Below are 17,145 nucleotides of genomic sequence, written 5' to 3'. Positions count from 1 at the left end.
GCGAGGCGTTTCCACCTCACGGTTTATGGACAAGGAAGACGGCTTTTTTGTTATTGGAAATCAGAACCCATCCAGTAGCCCGGCCAGCAGATCGGTGACCGGAGATAACAAATCCAGCAAGGGGGCCAGGGGACTGAGGAGACGCTCATCCAGTTGCTCAGTCACTTCCCGCACCACAATCAGCAGTCCGGAAGACAAGGCATCGCCAGGCAAGGTGGTGTATTCCTCGGCACCGGGGATCTGGTTGAGCCAGAGCACATCATTGACCAGGTTTTCCAGGGTTTGCTGCACCGTGCCCACCAGTTGCTCACCGGTGGCGCTGGTATCCAGCAGCACCAACTGCTCCAGGGTATTGGCCAGCCCCAGGGACACCGTGGACAGCACCGAGGTCAGACCGGCAAACACCGGCACTTCTGCCGGCACCTGTTCTTCGATGCCGTCGAGGATGTTATTCAGGTTGCGGGACAGCGCCACCAACGGGCCGGCGATAAAGGCGATGTCTTCCACCGTGCTGCCATCACCCGCGTCGCTGCCATCGCCACCAAAACCGTCCGCCAGGGCATCAAAGGCACTGCCCAGCTGATCAAAGGGTGCCGGCAAACTGCGGGTATCGATGGCCTGCAATTGCTCCGCCGCCGCCAGCACCGCCTGCACGGACTGGCTCATCTCGCTGCTGTCGCCTTCCAGGATGGCAGCCGTGGCCGCGTCCAGCGCATTGAAGAGAATGTCGGTGCCGGCAATCATCTGATCAAAGACCTGACGCTGCTCTTCGGGCAGGTCTGCTCCCACCTGTGTGAAGCCGGAAACCAGGGTTTCACGGAGTTCTTTCAGTGGCCCGGTAAAGTCCGCATCAAAGCCATCCGGCAAGGGCAGCGGCAAGGCACCTTCCCCCAGTGGCAAGCCGGAGAAGTCATTACCCGGAGCAATACCCGCCATGGGCTGTTTGTCATAGCAATGGGTATAGGCCGGCGTCAGTTCGCCATCGCTGATCACACCGAGCCCCTCCGCCTCTGGATCCACCACGTAGGCATCCAGGCAGAGCCTGGCCGGCGCCAGCGTGACCGGGTCGGCTTCGGTAGCCTTCATCCAGAAGAAGCCATAGACATCGCCCTGCTGGAAGCGGGCCACATTGCGCTCCGGGTCATCAATGGAGCGAGTTTTGCCCGCCGCACCACTGACCACGAATTCGGTACGACCACACTCCGGTACCGCTTCAAGCACCTGCAGGTCATGGTCGTGACCGGCAAAGAAAAAGTCGGTCTGATCACAGACCGCTTCTTCCATAAAGGCTTTCCACCGCTCGCCGGCCAGCACTGGCAGGATCTCACTGGGCACACCATCGTAGTTACCGGCATTACCGTGAGTGCCGTTGGACAGGTAGGGGTGGTGGGCCATGGCGATCTTGAAGACCGCATTGGAGCCGGCCAGCGTATTGACCACCCAGTTACGCTGATCAACGCCGTAGGTGTGGTAGGCATAGGCGATATCCGGATCGCCAAAGCCGCCGGCAATCGGATTGGAATCCAGTGCGACAAAATCCACCAGCGGGCGCGGGTTGGTGTGGGTGGTGCCGGCACTGTGCAGGAAGTAACGATCCGGCATGTTCCAGCGGTTGGACAGTTTTCCGTCGAAGTAGGTGTAATCCACCTGGAATTCGCCACGGGCATTACCGGCGCCATCACCGCCCACATAGGCCGTGTTGTCGTGGTTGCCAAGCACCATGTAGAAAGGCAGTTGCACCGGCTCGAAAGGCTTTTCGAATTTTTCCGCGAACTGGGGATCATCCACGCTGGTGACACCGGATTCATAGATATTGTCACCCAGACCGACGACAAGATCACAACCCGGGAACGCCATATCACCCACGAACTCGTCTTTTTCCTCGCAGACGCTGGCGATGGCTTTACCCACCGCATACTGACCGGCGGAGCCACTGCCGGAATCGCCGATCACGATAAACCGCACGGCTGCCGGCGGGTTGCTGGCCACCGGATTGTCGCCCCCGTCATCATCGCTGCCTCCGTCACCGGGCTGGGACGGATTGTTTGGGGTTTCCGTATTCCCCCCCGAGCCATCGTTATTGGCGGGGTTGGAACCGGAAGATCCCCCGCCGCCGCAGGCGGTCAGCGTCAGTGCCGCCACCAGGGGCAGCAATTTCCAGGGAAAAGTCATGACATCACCTCATTGGAACTCGGTACGGGGGGGTGGAAAAACGCGGTGCGCAGCGCACGGGGACGCGAGGGCGGCAGGTCTTCGACAATGCGACTATCGCCGCTTTTCACCGCTACCACCTTGGTTTTGCCGGTATCAATCTGGCCGCGCAGGTCGAAGGACTCGATGCTCTGCGCGTAATAGAACTCGCCCTGGGTTCGCTGGCGATCCACATCCACCAGAATGAAACCGCGGGATTTGGCTTCCACATAACGGATATGCGGGTTGACCACCGGAATCAGTGCGCCGGCCACTTCCGCGGCACCATCCGGGAAGCCCGGGCTGGTCACCGCCGGGGTGACCAGTTCTGCCGCCAATGGCTTGTCGAACAGATCCCCGAGCAGCGAGCCTGGATTGCGGTAGATTTCACTGGCCCAGGAGGTATGAATATCCCCGGTGAGAATCACCACATTGTCGATACGGTTGTCATCGATATGGTTGAGAATTTTCAGCCGGTCTGCCGCATAGCCATCCCATTGATCCATATTGATGGCAGACAGATTGCCGCGCAGTTGGGCACTACGCTCATCCAGGGTCGGCAGCTCGGCAATATTGAGCTGGGCAAACATGACCTGCTGACCGATGAAGCGCCACTGGCTGGTGGAGGCGCTCAGGCTGTCGAGCAGAAAGTCCATCTGCTCGGTACTGATCAGATGGCGATCTTCACTGTTGCGGGCCGGGTCAGCGGGGATCGTCAGTTGCTCGTCACGGCCTTCCAACCGCGTATCGAGCATGGTCAGATCCAGCAGATCACCGAACTGGAAGCGGCGATAGATCACACTGTTATTCCCCGGCTCGCGGGGACGAATGGGCAACCATTCAAAATAGGCCTGCTGGGCGATCTGCTTGCGGCTCTCCCAGTCGCCTTCGGTGAGCGGCTGGTGATTCTCGGCGCCGTCGCGGTAACTGTCGTTGGTCGATTCGTGATCGTCCCAGACAGCAATCATGGGGAATTGCTGATGCACCGCTTGCAGATCCTGGTCGGTCTTGTATTGGGCATGGCGCTGGCGGTAATCGCTCAGGGACACCATTTCATGGGGCGGCTGGGGATCGCGCTCCGGGAAGTTGCCGTATTCACCGGCACCGTACTCGTAAATGTAATCCCCCAGGTGCAGAACAAAATCCAGATCCGCCTGATTGGCCACCGCCCGGTAGACGGAGAAGAAACCATTGGGGTAATTGGAACAGGACACCACCGCGAAACGGGCACGGTCCGCAAAGCGATCGGCGGCCGGGAAAGTCCGGGTACGCCCCACCGGGGAGACCTGCTCGCCCACCGAGAATTGATAGTAGTACCAGCGGTCCGCCTGCAGGCCGGTCGCATCCACCTTCACACAATAATCCGCTGCCGCTGAAGCGGTGACCCCATAGGAGGCAACGGTCTGCTGCATGGCCGGGTCACTGGCAACAGTGACGGTCACAGCCACATCCTCACCGTTACCCAGGTCCGGGGTGACCCGGGTCCACAGAATCACCCGGTCAGCAAGCGGGTCTCCGGAGGCCACACCATGCAAAAAGGAGACGCCGGGCAAGGCATCAGGCTGATCCGGTACGTCCGGCTGATTGGGTGTGGGCGTATTGACCGGTACCGGTGATGAGCTGCTGCCCCCGCCACAGCCCGCCAGTGCCAGGGTGCTGCCTGCTCCCAGCGCCTGCACCAGACGACGTCGTTTGCGATCCATGGAATTCCCCCTGATTGAAACGTCAGCGCTTCACGCGATAACGACTCAAGATTAGGCAGGAAATTGCATCGCAACAGTGGGCCTTGGGTAGTTGCACTGTAGTGCTATGTAGCCCCCTGTAACTGCCCAGTTAAAGGTGACAGGGGCATGACCGGGCATTGAAGCGCTGATGATTTTTGCGGCTTCAGAGGACCGCAAAGGCGCCGGGTAAGTGCTGACGCAGCGTAAGCAGGTTCTCTTCCTGCACCGCCATGGGACCAAAACAATTGGCCATGGTGCCGGCATAGCGCAATCCGTCTTTCTGGATCGCTTCAGCGGTAAGCAGGGCATGATTGATGCAGCCCAGCTTCATGCCCACCACCTGAATCACCGGCAGCTCCAGTTCGGCAGCAAGGCCGGACAGCATTTCCCGATCATTGAGCGGCACCCGCCAACCTCCCGCACCTTCGATCAGGATCAGGTCCGCCTTGTGGGCACTCAGGGCACCACGTACATAGCCGGCCAGGCGCGCCAGGGAAATCGTTTTACCTTCCTGCCGGGCGGCAATGTGCGGCGCCACCGGCGCCTTCAATGCCACCGGATTAACCAGCTCATAGGGCAATGTCTCGGAGCTGGCCGCCATCAGCTGCAGGGCGTCATCATTGCGCCAGCCCTCCGCCGTTTCCTCACAACCCGCCGCCACCGGCTTGAGCCCATAGCAGCTCAACCCGGCCTCACGGGCCCGCTCCAGGAGACGACAACTTACCCAGGTCTTGCCGACTTCGGTGTCGGTACCGGTGACGAAGAAGATGCCCTTGAGGGCAGGAAGGGGTGGCTTCTGATTTTCCATAGCTATCCTTGGATTGAACTTATCGCTTTGATCACCCTGCGGTCGATTCCGTGCTTCGCACGGTTCGTCCCTCAAGAGGAACTCCTGCAATCGGCCTCGTAGACACTTCTGACCCCCCGCGAACGTCCGGGCCTTGCTTAATCCAATCAGCGCAGCTCAAAGCTTTTCCGCTTCCAGAAACAGCACATTCCACGTCAACGGCAAGCCTTGACCGGTCCTTTTGGTTTCATACTCGGCCACCATGGCTTGCCAGGCATGCTTGCCGGTCAGGCCGCTGGCGCCACTGACGTGGTCGGCGCCGGTGGCCTTGAGGCGGCGGGCAATCTGTTTGACCGATTCGTAATATTCCACCATCACCTGTTGCTGAATTTGCACGTCAGCAAACCCGACCCGCAGTGAGGCTTCTTGCCAGTCGCCCAACGTTGGCAAGGCATTCACATGGGGGCGATGATTCACCGCTTGCCAGCTCTGGCTCAATTCCCGCAGGGAGCCCGCCAACGGCACCGCCAGCAACAACCGCCCGCCCGGTGCCAGCACCCGGTGCACTTCCGCCATCACCCGGGTCGGGTCACACCATTGCAAGGCAAAACAGGAAAAGACCAGCCCCTGGGACCCACTCTCCACGGGCAGCGATTCTGCATCGGCGCACAGTGGCCGGTATTGGTCGTTGAGTCGGCCCCGTTCAGCGGCCTCATTCAGCATATCGGAAGACAGATCCACCGCCTGCCACAATACGCCTGGCAGGGCCTGTTGCTGGGCGCGGGCAAACGGTGCGGTGGCGCAGCCCAGATCCAGTGCAGCCGGTATCACCAGCTGCGCAGGCAAGCGCTGCACCAGGGAGCGCCCTACCGCCAGCTGCAACGCCGCATGGGCATCATAGCTGCGCGCGGCGCGACTGAAGTGCTGGCTGACCGCCGTCTTGACAGGTCTGTCCACAGCAGCCTCAGTGGACCAGTTGATGGTCGCGATAGAAGTCATAGACCGCCCGGGTAAAGGTATCGGGAGCGGACAGGAAAGGCACATGGGCCACCTGCTCGATCAGTGCGGTGCGACCGTTCTGGATCAGGGGTTCCACCGCTGCCATGGCCGCCGCCGGTACGATATGGTCGTGCTCACCAAACACCATCAGCACCGGCATGGGCAACGCTGACAGGGTGTCACGCAGATCCGTATCGCGGAGGATATCGAGCCCGCCGCGCAACGCCCTGGGGGCAGGCAAACCACAAAAATAGAGAATTTCCTTCAAGCGCGCCGTGTCCTCACGCATGGCCACGCTTCCCTTGCAGTTGAGGGCCAGGAAGCGCACCAGGGTGCCTTCATTATCTTCATCAAACAGCTCGGCAAACTTGGCCAGGATGTCCGCCTTCATGGCCGGCTCCCAGCCCGCTGCCGCGGTAAAGCGCGGCGAGGTGGCCACGGTGACCACGGACTGCACCCGCTGCGGCGCCTTCTCGGCCATGGCCAGTGCCACCAGCCCCCCCAGGGACCAGCCCAGCAGATGGGCCTGTTCCGGCATGATGGCCAACACCTGGTCGGCGAGGAAGTCCAGGGTGTAGTCATCATTGGGCAGCGGGCTTTGCCCCATGCCCGGCAGATCCACCACGGTGACCCGGAACCGCTCCAGTAATGCCGGCACAATGTCGTCAAAGACAATGGCATGCAGACCCCAACCATGGATCAGCACCACGTCCTGGGCATCCGCATCCGCGACGCCAGTGGCTTTGTAGGTGTTATGGAAAGGGATCAGCTTGGGCATTCGAGTTCCTTTGGTCAGACGTCTGACGTCGGAGGTCTGACGACAAAAACAAACAACATAATCCGGTTATCGTGGTTAGCGTCCGACGTCAGACGTCAGACATCCGACCTTTTCCAGCGCCGCCAGCAACGCATCCACGTCGCTTTCTTCATGGGCCGCCGACAGGGTGACCCGCAACCGGGCTTGCCCGTCCGGCACTGTGGGCGGGCGAATGGCGGTGATCAGAAAGCCCTGCTCGCGCAGTTGCTGGCTGAGGGCCATGGCCTGCTGATCAGCGCCGATCAGCAAGGGCTGGATCGGGGTAGCCGAGTCCATCAGGGTGAAACCCAATTGCGCGGCTCCGGCCCGAAAACGCTGAATCAACACAACCAGTTTTTCGCGACGCCAATGCTCTTCACGGGCCTTGGACAGACTCACCAGGGTGGCTGACGCCACCGCTGCCGGCATGGCGGTGGTATAGATATAGGTGCGCGCGAATTGTATCAGGGTCTCGATCAATGCATGGCTGCCAGCCACAAAGGCACCGGCGGTACCCAGCCCCTTGCCGAGCGTGCCCATCAATACCGGCACTCGCTCATTGACGCCCTGTGCAACGACACTGCCACGCCCCTGGTCATCCAGTACGCCTAGACCATGGGCATCGTCCACCATCAACCAGGCATCATTGTCTTCGCAGGCAGCGGCATAGTCAGACAACGGCGCCACGTCGCCATCCATACTGAACACACCGTCAGTGACCACCAGCTTGCGGCGCGCATTACTGCGCTGCAGCTGACCCCGCAGGGCGGATGCATCGTTGTGGGCAAAACGGCGAAACCGGGCGCCACTGAGCAACCCGCCATCCAGCAGGGAGGCATGGTTCAGGCGATCATGAAAAACCGCATCGCCCTTGCCCAGCAAGGCGGTCATCACCCCCAGATTGGCCATGTAACCGTTGGAAAACAGCAACGCGCTTTCGCGACCGACATGATCGGCCAGCGCCTCTTCCAGCTGTTGGTGGGGGCGCTGGTGGCCGCAGACCAGGTGGGAGGCACCACTGCCCACGCCCCAGTCTGCCACGGCCCCCTGAAAGGCGTTGATCACCGCCGGATCATTGGCCAGCCCCAGGTAGTCGTTGCTGCAAAAATTCAGATAGCGGCGTCCTTCGACCACCGCATAACGGCCACAGGGACCGTCCTGAATCACGGGTTCGCGGTAACGGTGCTGCTCACGGCGGGCCGCCAGGTCGGCAGCCAGATCGAAAGCCATGGCTCAATGTTCGGTGGCAGCGGGACGGCCGGTGTCCTTGTCCAGCACATGTTTGGCCGGTCGTTTGCCGCCCTCGCTCTGCGCCATGGCGTTATAGAACAGCCCGGCGTCTTCTGCCTGTTGCTCGGCCACCTGGGCCTTGATCACCTCTTCGTGGGCCTCGTCGGAGGCTTCATGGCGGAGGTCCAGAGGGTGAATGCCCAGCCTGTTGAACAGCTGCTTGTCGTGGCTGGCTTCCGGGTTGTCCGTGGTCAACAACCGCTCGCCGTAGAAGATGGAATTGGCACCGGCCAGGAAACACAGGGCCTGGGCCTCATCATTCATCTCCTGGCGACCGGCGGACAGGCGCACATAGGATTCCGGCATCAGAATACGGGCCACCGCCACGGTGCGGACAAACTCGAACGGGTCCAGATCATCCACATCCGCCAGCGGTGTCCCTTCGATCTTCACCAGCATATTGATGGGCACGGATTCCGGATGGTGCGGCAGATTGGCAAGCTGCTGCAGCAGACCGACCCGGTCATCACGCTGCTCGCCCATGCCAACGATACCGCCACAGCACACTTTCATGCCCGCATCGCGCACGTTGGCCAGGGTAGAGAGTCGGTCGTTATAGGTGCGGGTTGTAATGACCTGGCCATAGTATTCCGGCGAGGTGTCCAGGTTGTGGTTGTAGTAATCGAGGCCGGCATCCGCCAACGCTTCCGCCTGTCCCGGATCCAGCATGCCCAGGGTCATGCAGGTTTCCAGCCCCAGGGATTTCACCTGCCGCACCATGTCCAGCACATAGGGCATGTCCTTGTCGCGGGGGCTACGCCAGGCGGCGCCCATACAGAAACGCGAGGCGCCCTTGTCACGGGCGGCCCGGGCTTCTTCCACTACCCGCGCCACTTCCAGCAGCTTTTCCTTTTCCAGCTCGGTGTTGTAGTGGCCGGACTGGGAGCAGTATTTGCAGTCCTCCGGGCAGGCCCCGGTCTTGATCGACAGCAGCGTACTCACCTGCACCGCATTGGGATCGAAATGGGCCCGATGCACGCTGGCTGCCTGAAACAGCAAATCGTTGAATGGCAGGGCAAACAGGGCGTCGATCTCACTGCGTTTCCAGTCATGGCGTACAGCAACGTCAGAAGCTGACGATTGGGCGGGGCTGGCGGTTGCGGGCATGCTTCTTCTCCATTCGGGAATCCAAGCAGGCTAGGGAGCAACATGGCATCTGTCAACTTGATAGAGGCAACAAAAGTTTACTGCAGTATGATTTTCAACCAATCCTGCCAGTGCCTGCTCTGCGGCCAGACACAGCGCTCCCCGGTTTGTCCGCTGTGCCTGGCAATGCTGGCCCGTCTGGATGGCCCGCTGTGCCGATGCGGCCTGCCCCACCCCGCCGGTGATCCCGGCAACACCCTCCCTGCTCCGCTATGCGGGCGCTGCCTGAAGCGCCCACCATCCTTTACCGTCAGTCAGGCCCCGCTGCATTACCGTTTCCCGCTGGATCACTTGATTCGTCGCTACAAGTACCGCGGTGACCTGGTCGCCGAAAGGGGCATCGAAAAATTGCTGACGGACACACCCTGCCCCTGGCCAGAGATGGATGCCCTGTGCCCCCTCCCCGCGCATTGGTACCGTCGCTGGTGGCGGGGGTTTGACCAGAGCCAGCGACTGACCGACCGCCTGGCGACGCTGTGGAAAATACCCTGCTTACCGGCATTGCAACGTCGCCAATCGACCCCCATGCAGCAGGGCCTCAGTCGTAGCCAGCGGCAACGCAATCTTCGCGGCGCCTTCGCCTGTACACGACCGGTCAGTGGTCTGAGGCTGATACTGGTGGATGACGTCATGACCACCGGCAGCAGCGCCCGCGCCGCCAGCGATTGCCTGCTGCGCCAGGGTGCCGCGGAAGTACGGGTGTGGACCCTGGCGCGGACACCGGAGCGTTAAATGCGCAATTGCGCTCACTGCGCAAACGCCGCCTTATGCGCTGTATTTCACCTGCCTGTTAGGCATAATGATGCCCAGCAGTTGCAGCATCGCCCCCTTGAGGAAAAAGGGGCACAACTTTGAAGGTGTCTGTCCACCCATCGAAACGCTCACCTTCAAGAACGGCCATAACGAGTACGCCAGGGGCTTTTCAACAGCCTGCCGGTTCACGGAGGGATACCCATGAGAACAATAATAAGCGCGATAACCCTGTTTTTTCTGTCCACTACCTTTGCCAGCCATGCTTATGCGGAAGACCGCTATAGCGGTGTTACCCTGATCCGTGGCACCGTTGTCTCGGTGGGCCGTGTCGACCCCACCGAAAATGTGGACACCGGTTTCTTTGTGGACGCCAACTACACCAGCGTGGCCATCAATGCAGGCATCGGCACCAAAAAATTCGGCGACTCCCCGCTACGCTCTGACCAGCGGGAAGACGACCTGTCTGCAGCGGATGGGGAACGGGTCAACAATGCCTACGCCGGTATCGGTTTCGGTCGCATCGTCCAGATTCAATACGGCTACGGTAACCACGGCGATCTGCTGCGCTTCCGTTCCGATTTCAATTACCGCTCGGTGGTGGATTTCTTTACTGGCAAGCGCACCCCCAAGGACCGTATGACCTTGGGCGACCGCATCACCTTTACCATTGCGGTCGAGCAATATCAGGACAGTGACGAGGAAATTTTCGACAACGCAACCTGGGGCGTGGGCTTACTGTTCTGACACGTCTCCCGGGAAAGGATCATTCATGGAAGTCCATATTGCCCAAGGACATAACCCGCCCCACAACATCCACGGCATCACTGTGGTGATCGACGTGATCCGGGCGTTCACCACCAGCCATCACGCCTTCCGCCGGGGACTGCGCTGTATCTGGCCGGTGGCCAATGCGGAGCAGGCCTTTGCCCTGCGTGACGAGCACCTGCCCGACGCCCTGTTGGCTGGTGAAGTGGACGCGCTGCCAATCAAGGGCTTCGATTTTGGCAACTCCCCCTGGGAAATCGACCAGGCGGACCTGCAGGATCGCGAGCTGATCCTGCGAACCACCAATGGTGTAGTGGCCACCCTGAAGGCCCAGGACAGCAAGGAAGTCCTGGTGGCCGGCCTGGTCAATGCGGAAGCCACCGTCAACTATCTGCGGCAGCAGAACCCACCCACCGTGGTACTGGTCGCCTCGCACCCCACGGGAGATGAAGACGTGGCCTGTGCGGAGTACATGCGACACCTGCTGGGCGGCGAGGGCGTGAGCTACGCCAATGCCCGCGAGCGGACCCTGAACGCCCGGGCCGCCAAAAAATTCTATGACGGCACGCACCCCCGCCTGCGTCCCGAGGACATCGAAGCCGCCGCCAGCAGCGATGGGCCCGGCGCCCTGATCATGCGGGTCCGCTTTGATCCGATTCCCTGCATCACCGCCCACCCGGCGCCACAGGACTGACCCCGTACGTCAAGGTTTCCGTTCTTTTTGATCAATGCGGCACCCATCACGGCCTTGCTACTGTTGAGACCAATTCAACAGACAGGGCAGCCCCATGATCCAGTGGTCCGAACAACAACAGATGATCCAGAAAATGGTGCGCGATTTCGTGGAAAAAGAAATTGTGCCGCAACTGGATGACATCGAATACAACGGCGTTCCGCCTTACGACATCCTCCGCAAGCTGATCAAGACCTTCGGCATGGATGTCATGGCCAAGCAGTCTTTCGAGAAACAGCTGGCCCGTGAGAAAGCCATTGCCGCCGGGGAAACCATCGAGGAAAAGAAAAAAGACGGCCCTTCTGCCATGGCCGGCGAGGAGGCGGCCATGCGCATGATCCCCATTATTGAAATCTGCAAACATGCCCAGGGGCTTGTCACGGCCATGGGGGTGTCCATGGGGCTTGGCGGTGGCGCCATCATGAGCAAGGGCACCATCGAGCAGAAAGAGCGCTGGGCCTTGCCCCTGCTCACCCTGGAAAAGGTGGGCGCCTGGGCAATTTCCGAGCCGAATGCCGGCTCCGACGCCTTCGGACAGATGAAGACGCTGGCCAGACGCGACGGCAATGGCGGCTATATCATCAACGGCAGCAAGACCTGGATCACCAACGGTCCCTATGCGGATACCATTATCCTGATTTGCAAGCTGGATGAAGAGGGCGTGCCCGCCGACCAGCGCAAGATTGTCTCTTTCATCCTCGACAGCGGCATGGAGGGCCTTGAGCAGTCCAAACCCTTCAAGAAGATGGGAATCGGCTCCTCGCCCACCGGTGAACTGTTCCTGTCCGATGTGAAGGTGGGCGCCGACCGGCTGCTGGGCGGCAGCGAGGACGGTTACGGCCGCAGCGGCGCCAAGGGCACCTTCATGCAGGAACGCGCCGGCGTGGCCGCCATGGCACTGGGTATGGTGGAACGGGCGCTGCAACTAAGCACCCAGTACGCCCATGACCGGGTCCAGTTCGGCAAGTCCATCGGCCAGAACCAGTTGATTCAGCTCAAGCTGGCCAAAATGGAAGTGGCCCGCACCAACCTGCAGAACATGGTATTCCGCTATATCGAAATGACTGCTGCGGGCCAGCAGATGACCCTGGCAGAAGCCTCGGCCATGAAACTCTATGCCGCCCAGGCAGCCATGGAGGTAGCCACCGAAGCGGTGCAAATTCACGGCGGCTACGGCTACATGCGTGAGTCACGGGTGGAACAGCTGATGCGTGATGCCAAAATCCTGCAGATCTACGCGGGGACCGACGAAATGCAGATCATCGCCATTGCCAGGGATCTGCTGGGTCGCCTGTAAGCCTTTGACCACAAATGATGTAAGCATTCTGCTTGGCGCAATATCAGCATATTGACCTTTGCGCCCGGCAGAATGGTTTTTGTGGTCTTCATCACGCTCTGGATTACGGCATAAACTCAACCATTATTCGTAGTAAAGGCTGAGAAATCAGCCTGGGTGGTTGAGATGTTAGTACGCTATAGGGCTGATCGTGCCGCAGTAGCCCTGGTGTTGGCGGTGTTTGCCATTCAACTGGGCCTTTTCTTTTACAGCGAGGGCCTGACGACCTGGCTGGCCATGCTGGCACTGCTGCCCATTCAGGTGTCCTGTGGCGCCATCTGCCACAATCATCACCATGTGAATGTGTTTGTGAAAAAGCCACTGAACCGGCTTTTCGAATGCATTCTCTACCTGCAGACCGGCACCAGCCCCCTGAGCTGGACCCTGCATCACAATATCGGCCACCACAAGCACTACCTGGACCCGGAACAGGACCCCTCGTCCTGGCAGCAGGCGGATGGCTCGCTGATGCCCCGCTGGCGCTATGTACTGGTCAACACCCTGAAGGTCTACCCGGAAATTCATCGGATCGGACAAAAGCACCCTCAGTTATACCGGCGCTTTCTCCGTTTGTTGGTACTTGCAAACCTGCCCCTGCTTCTGGCGCTGCTGTACGACCCGCGGAACGCCGTCATTCTTTTCGTCCTGCCCATGGCGGCCATGTTGTTCATGCTGCTGGACAATACCTACGGCCAGCACGCCGGCACCGGTTTTGACGACCACTACCACGCATCACGGAATGTGGAACTGAAGCGCTACAACCTGCCATCCTGGAATCTGGGCTACCACACCGCGCATCATATGCTGCCCGGCATCCACTGGAGTCAGTTGCCACAACTCCATGACAAGATCCGCCACCGCATCCCCGACCACCTGATCACCGACAACGTCCTGCTGCAGTGGGAACCCGCCCGCCAGCAGCGCGAGGGGATTCCCTCATGATCCGCGTATTGCTGGTTTTCCTGATCATGGGCTGCGCGGCAGTCGCCCGGGCCCAGGATTGTTATTACTACTGGGTCCACCAGTGCATTGAGGTGGTTGACGCCAGCCAGCGACAGCTGCAGCAATATGTACTGATTTCACCGGCAGTGAACTACCTGCAAGCTGACGAGGGTCAGCAATGCAGCGAGGCCGTGACGCTTCGCCAGAGCCCCATTGCCACCGAATTGCTTGCCCGCTTCAACCAGGCGGCCAGCAAGATCAGCGCCTGCCGGACCCCCATCACGGAATTGCCAGCCAGAATCTACGACAAGCCTCACCAGGCCACCTGGCACTATAACCGCAGCCGCAAGAGCAACCCCCGGAAAACCGTGATCCCGTTGGCGGACTTGCCGGTGCTCTGACAATAAGCCCTGAAGATCACTGCCAATCGCTGCACATCCGGCTGGTTGTGCTATGATCGACCTGCTTTTTTCATCCGGGGCGAATAATGAAAACAATCAAAACTGCCGCGTTACTGATCTGCACCCTACTGCTCGCCAGCTGCCAGAATCTGCAGGGCGAACGACAAGGGGATTACTACTTCTCTCCCGCCGGCGCCTATATTCTGGATATGAGCATCAACACCTTCCGGGGTGAAGTGGTGCTCGACGAACGATGTGACCGTCAGGGTGGTTCCACCACCTTCTGGGACGGGAGCGGGCGACTGTTTCGCGTTGATTACCTGAGCGCCGAAGACCATCCGATGATCCAGGCACCACGGTTTGCCTCCGATCTGACCCTGCTCAACCTGACCCTGAACAGCTACCTGCGTGAAGTGGTGGCCAAGGCCCCCATGATTACCAGTGCGGAAGCCTCCTACCGGGAATTCCTGGAAGACGCCGATCCCCGCGCCCTGTTCGCCATTATCGGCATCAATGTGGATGCCGCCCAGGTCAAAGACAGCGAAGTGGAGAACGGGACTTACTACTACGGCTTCATGCTGTTCAAGCGCGGGGATCGTATCTATGTGCTGCAGCATCGCCAACCGGTACTGATGCCCGAGAAAATGAAGGCGGTACTGTTGAATCTGGCTGACGGCATGGAAATTCCCGGTCGCGTCCGCGACGACACGGACATGGAAAAGCTGCGTCGACTGCTGAAGAAAATGGCTCCCGGCGGCACCAGCGGCGATCCGATCCGGTTGTGTGAACCTGCCTGATATTCGTTGCGTCGTAAGCGCCTGACGTTGCAACAAGCGCCCGACAAGGTGTTTACTAAACCTGTGTAGCCCGCGTTTCAGAATGATGCGACGCCGGGCTGACGGCGCATACAAGAAACAGCGCCCAGACCCTCTTTACGGGTCTGTCGCTGTTGAAATTCATCCTCAAAACGATTCGTGCTGTTATGACTTCATTGACACAACAGAGCTGCGACGCATGCCGAGCCGATGCTCCCCGGGTAACCGATCAGGAACGCCAGGAGTTACACGGCCAGATCCCAGACTGGATTCTGGTGGAAGAAGACGGTATTGAGAAACTGCAACGGGTGTTCCCGTTCGGCGATTTTGCCGAGGCACTGACTTTTACCAATCGCGTGGCCGAACTGGCTGAAGATGAGGGCCATCACCCCGCCATCCTCACCGAGTACGGCAAGGTCACCGTCACCTGGTGGACCCACAAGATTGGCGGCCTCCACCGCAATGATTTTATCTGTGCTGCCAAAACCGACGCGCTGCTCAACGACTAACTGAGAAGCGCGTTTCGAGGTACGAGTTTCGAAGAGAGAAACCGGTTTTGCCTTTCGCTCCTCGTACCTCGTGCCTCGCCCACCGTATTTCGCTGCCCTGACCATTTCCTCCACCGCCATGATCAAAACGGCTTGCGGCAACCGCCGTTGCCTTTGCTAGCATTCTTCTCAACTGAAGGAGAAACAGCATGGCCCTTTCTGAAGAACAGAAAACCCTGATCAAAGCCGCCAGTGACAAGACCTTTCCGTTTGTGGAGCGCTGCGGGGTGAAAACCCTGGATGTGGAACGGGGCTACTGCAAAATGATGATGCCCCTTGAACCCAATCTTAATCATGTGGGCATCATGTATGCGGGCGCCCTCTACACCATCGCCGAACTGCCCGGCGGAGTGATCTACCTGACTTCCTTCGACAGCAAACGCTTCTACCCCATCGTCAAGGACATGTCGATCCGCTTCCGCCGCCCGGCCACCACGGATATCACCGTGGAGATCACCCTGAGTGAAGAGGAAATTGCACGCATCGAAAGCACCACGGAAGAGGTGGGCAAGTGCGATTTCGAGTGGGACGTGGAATTGAAAGACGCCAATGGCGAGGTGGTTGCCATCTCACATAACGTGTATCAGATGCGCAAGATTGGCGCGTGACCCGATTTCCGGCGCGCCCCTGAGATCCTGGAGATACAACGCGCGCCCCCTGGGTGTCGGGACACGAGTTGAAAGAAGCGCAACGCAAGCTTGGTCTTGTCTTTCGAAACTTGACTTCCGGAACCCGGGGATTCGCTTTACAGCTCGTCGCTTATCGCCTTGTTATTTCCTGCTGAATTCCTGCACAGCGTCAATAAAGACGCCGGCATGGGCCGGATCCACCTGCGGGGTAATACCGTGCCCCAGATTGAAAATATGGCCCGGGTGGTCACCAAAATCCTCAAGAATTCGCTTCACTTCCGCACGGATCGCATCCGGGGAAGCGTATAGCACCGCCGGGTCCATATTGCCCTGCAAGGCCACCTTGTGGCCGACACGACGACGGGCTTCACCGATGTTGATGGTCCAGTCCAGTCCCAGGGCATCACAGCCGCTCGCTGCCATGGATTCCAGCCACAGGCCGCCGTTCTTGGTAAACAGGATCACCGGCACCTTGCGGCCTTCGTGATCGCGGATCAGGCCGTCAACGATCTGCTGCATGTATTTCAGGGAAAACTGCTGGTAGGCCTCCGCGGACAGGGCGCCGCCCCAGGTGTCAAAGATCTGTACTGCCTGCGCACCATGACGAATCTGGGCGTTGAGATAGGAAGTCACCGACTGTGCCAGCTTGTCCAGCAGGGCGTGAGCCAACTCTGGCTGGCTGTAGACCATACCCTTGAGATGGCGAAAGTCCTTGCTGGAGCCACCCTCGACCATATAGGTGGCCAGGGTCCAGGGGCTTCCGGAAAAGCCGATCAGGGGAACCCGGCCATTGAGCGCGCCACGAATGGTACTCACCGCCTTCATCACATAACCCAGGTCGCTTTCCGCATCCGGGATTGGCAACGCCGCCACGTCTTCCTCTGTACGCACGACCTTGCGGAATTTCGGCCCTTCGCCGGTCTCGAAATACAGCCCCAAGCCCATGGCATCGGGGATGGTCAGGATATCCGAGAACAGAATCGCGGCATCCAGCGGGTACCGCTCCAGTGGCTGCAGGGTGACCTCGCAGGCCAGATCCGCGTTCTGGCACAGATCCATGAACGAGCCGGCATGCTCGCGACTGGCCCGGTATTCCGGCAAATAACGCCCGGCCTGGCGCATCATCCACACCGGTGTCTGATCAACGGGTTCACGATTCAGAGCACGCAGAAAACGGTCGTTTTGGAGGGGTGCGAAAGTCATTATTGATCCTATCGGTCTGACATCGGACGCCTGACGCCGGTCGCCCTGAAACACATTACAGAACCCCGCACTTTACCCTATTCCGGGC

17 protein-coding genes are annotated in these 17,145 nt (G+C 59.7%); 9 read left to right on the top strand and 8 right to left on the bottom strand.

Annotated elements, in window-relative coordinates:
- Positions 1-60: 60 nt before the first annotated feature.
- The 7 genes from A0251_RS04930 to bioB form a co-directional block, all read right to left on the bottom strand.
- Positions 61-2,172: a metallophosphoesterase gene (locus tag A0251_RS04930; protein WP_062815728.1), complete on the bottom strand. Its 2,112-nt coding sequence runs from the start codon at positions 2,170-2,172 to the stop codon at positions 61-63.
- A complete protein-coding gene (locus A0251_RS04925; protein WP_062815727.1) occupies positions 2,169-3,893 on the bottom strand; it encodes an alkaline phosphatase in 1,725 nt (574 codons plus the stop codon). Before A0251_RS04925 ends, A0251_RS04930 begins: the two co-directional genes overlap by 4 nt.
- 184 nt (positions 3,894-4,077) lie before the next feature.
- Positions 4,078-4,722: a dethiobiotin synthase gene (gene bioD / locus A0251_RS04920; RefSeq protein WP_062815726.1), complete on the bottom strand. Its 645-nt coding sequence runs from the start codon at positions 4,720-4,722 to the stop codon at positions 4,078-4,080.
- 156 nt (positions 4,723-4,878) lie between these two features.
- Positions 4,879-5,658, bottom strand: a complete 780-nt coding sequence (gene bioC / locus A0251_RS04915) for a malonyl-ACP O-methyltransferase BioC (protein ID WP_231874164.1) — start codon at positions 5,656-5,658, stop codon at positions 4,879-4,881.
- Between the two features lie 7 nt (positions 5,659-5,665).
- Positions 5,666-6,478, bottom strand: coding sequence for a pimeloyl-ACP methyl ester esterase BioH (gene bioH / locus A0251_RS04910; protein ID WP_062815724.1), 813 nt, complete (start codon positions 6,476-6,478; stop codon positions 5,666-5,668).
- A gap of 75 nt (positions 6,479-6,553) precedes the next feature.
- A complete protein-coding gene (gene bioF, locus A0251_RS04905; protein ID WP_062815723.1) occupies positions 6,554-7,726 on the bottom strand; it encodes an 8-amino-7-oxononanoate synthase in 1,173 nt (390 codons plus the stop codon).
- 3 nt (positions 7,727-7,729) lie between these two features.
- Positions 7,730-8,893, bottom strand: coding sequence for a biotin synthase BioB (bioB, locus tag A0251_RS04900; RefSeq protein ID WP_062815722.1), 1,164 nt, complete (start codon positions 8,891-8,893; stop codon positions 7,730-7,732).
- 87 nt (positions 8,894-8,980) lie between these two features.
- Here bioB and A0251_RS04895 point away from each other — a divergent pair, with 87 nt between their 5' ends.
- The 9 genes from A0251_RS04895 (at position 8,981) to A0251_RS04855 (ending at position 15,833) form a co-directional block, all read left to right on the top strand.
- Complete coding sequence (locus A0251_RS04895; RefSeq protein ID WP_231874163.1) at positions 8,981-9,664, top strand: ComF family protein; 684 nt, start codon at positions 8,981-8,983, stop codon at positions 9,662-9,664.
- Between the two features lie 222 nt (positions 9,665-9,886).
- Complete coding sequence (locus A0251_RS04890) at positions 9,887-10,429, top strand: hypothetical protein (RefSeq protein WP_062815720.1); 543 nt, start codon at positions 9,887-9,889, stop codon at positions 10,427-10,429.
- Positions 10,430-10,454: 25 nt separating this feature from the next.
- Positions 10,455-11,144: a 2-phosphosulfolactate phosphatase gene (locus tag A0251_RS04885; protein WP_062815719.1), complete on the top strand. Its 690-nt coding sequence runs from the start codon at positions 10,455-10,457 to the stop codon at positions 11,142-11,144.
- A 94-nt stretch (positions 11,145-11,238) separates the two neighbouring features.
- Complete coding sequence (locus A0251_RS04880; protein WP_062815718.1) at positions 11,239-12,480, top strand: acyl-CoA dehydrogenase family protein; 1,242 nt, start codon at positions 11,239-11,241, stop codon at positions 12,478-12,480.
- A gap of 165 nt (positions 12,481-12,645) precedes the next feature.
- Positions 12,646-13,461, top strand: a complete 816-nt coding sequence (locus tag A0251_RS04875; RefSeq protein ID WP_231874162.1) for a fatty acid desaturase — start codon at positions 12,646-12,648, stop codon at positions 13,459-13,461.
- On the top strand, positions 13,458-13,862 hold the full coding sequence (locus A0251_RS04870; protein WP_062815717.1) for a hypothetical protein: 405 nt from the start codon (positions 13,458-13,460) through the stop codon (positions 13,860-13,862). The genes A0251_RS04875 and A0251_RS04870 overlap by 4 nt, the downstream gene beginning before the upstream one ends.
- Before the next feature lie 86 nt (positions 13,863-13,948).
- Positions 13,949-14,659 carry a hypothetical protein gene (locus tag A0251_RS04865; protein WP_062815716.1) on the top strand — a complete coding sequence of 237 codons (711 nt, stop codon included), beginning with the start codon at positions 13,949-13,951 and terminating at the stop codon, positions 14,657-14,659.
- Between the two features lie 185 nt (positions 14,660-14,844).
- A complete protein-coding gene (locus A0251_RS04860) occupies positions 14,845-15,186 on the top strand; it encodes a 4a-hydroxytetrahydrobiopterin dehydratase (protein WP_062815715.1) in 342 nt (113 codons plus the stop codon).
- Positions 15,187-15,374: 188 nt separating this feature from the next.
- The gene (locus A0251_RS04855) at positions 15,375-15,833 is read left to right on the top strand and encodes a PaaI family thioesterase (protein WP_062815714.1); all 459 of its coding nucleotides are present in this window, start codon (positions 15,375-15,377) and stop codon (positions 15,831-15,833) included.
- 162 nt (positions 15,834-15,995) lie between these two features.
- Here A0251_RS04855 and hemE read toward each other — a convergent pair whose 3' ends face one another.
- Entirely contained in the window at positions 15,996-17,057 is a 1,062-nt protein-coding gene (hemE, locus tag A0251_RS04850) for a uroporphyrinogen decarboxylase (protein ID WP_062815713.1), read from the bottom strand.
- Between the last annotated feature and the right edge of the window lie 88 nt (positions 17,058-17,145).

This window comes from Alcanivorax sp. NBRC 102024 (assembly GCF_001602235.1).
Classification (GTDB): domain Bacteria; phylum Pseudomonadota; class Gammaproteobacteria; order Pseudomonadales; family Alcanivoracaceae; genus Alcanivorax.
The sequence above is the reverse complement of the archived record's forward strand: the minus strand, read 5'-3'. Positions and strand labels throughout refer to the sequence as shown.

Excerpts from the sequence above, each read along its gene's own strand:
- A0251_RS04930 (WP_062815728.1), bottom strand. The coding sequence starts at position 2,172 with ATGACTTTTCCCTGGAAATTGCTGCCCCTGGTGGCGGCACTGACGCTG.
- A0251_RS04925 (WP_062815727.1), bottom strand. The coding sequence starts at position 3,893 with ATGGATCGCAAACGACGTCGTCTGGTGCAGGCGCTGGGAGCAGGCAGC.
- bioD (WP_062815726.1), bottom strand. The coding sequence starts at position 4,722 with ATGGAAAATCAGAAGCCACCCCTTCCTGCCCTCAAGGGCATCTTCTTC.
- bioH (WP_062815724.1), bottom strand. The coding sequence starts at position 6,478 with ATGCCCAAGCTGATCCCTTTCCATAACACCTACAAAGCCACTGGCGTC.
- bioF (WP_062815723.1), bottom strand. The coding sequence starts at position 7,726 with ATGGCTTTCGATCTGGCTGCCGACCTGGCGGCCCGCCGTGAGCAGCAC.
- bioB (WP_062815722.1), bottom strand. The coding sequence starts at position 8,893 with ATGCCCGCAACCGCCAGCCCCGCCCAATCGTCAGCTTCTGACGTTGCT.
- A0251_RS04895 (WP_231874163.1), top strand. The coding sequence starts at position 8,981 with ATGATTTTCAACCAATCCTGCCAGTGCCTGCTCTGCGGCCAGACACAG.
- A0251_RS04890 (WP_062815720.1), top strand. The coding sequence starts at position 9,887 with ATGAGAACAATAATAAGCGCGATAACCCTGTTTTTTCTGTCCACTACC.
- A0251_RS04885 (WP_062815719.1), top strand. The coding sequence starts at position 10,455 with ATGGAAGTCCATATTGCCCAAGGACATAACCCGCCCCACAACATCCAC.
- A0251_RS04880 (WP_062815718.1), top strand. The coding sequence starts at position 11,239 with ATGATCCAGTGGTCCGAACAACAACAGATGATCCAGAAAATGGTGCGC.
- A0251_RS04875 (WP_231874162.1), top strand. The coding sequence starts at position 12,646 with ATGTTAGTACGCTATAGGGCTGATCGTGCCGCAGTAGCCCTGGTGTTG.
- A0251_RS04870 (WP_062815717.1), top strand. The coding sequence starts at position 13,458 with ATGATCCGCGTATTGCTGGTTTTCCTGATCATGGGCTGCGCGGCAGTC.
- A0251_RS04865 (WP_062815716.1), top strand. The coding sequence starts at position 13,949 with ATGAAAACAATCAAAACTGCCGCGTTACTGATCTGCACCCTACTGCTC.
- A0251_RS04860 (WP_062815715.1), top strand. The coding sequence starts at position 14,845 with ATGACTTCATTGACACAACAGAGCTGCGACGCATGCCGAGCCGATGCT.
- A0251_RS04855 (WP_062815714.1), top strand. The coding sequence starts at position 15,375 with ATGGCCCTTTCTGAAGAACAGAAAACCCTGATCAAAGCCGCCAGTGAC.
- hemE (WP_062815713.1), bottom strand. The coding sequence starts at position 17,057 with ATGACTTTCGCACCCCTCCAAAACGACCGTTTTCTGCGTGCTCTGAAT.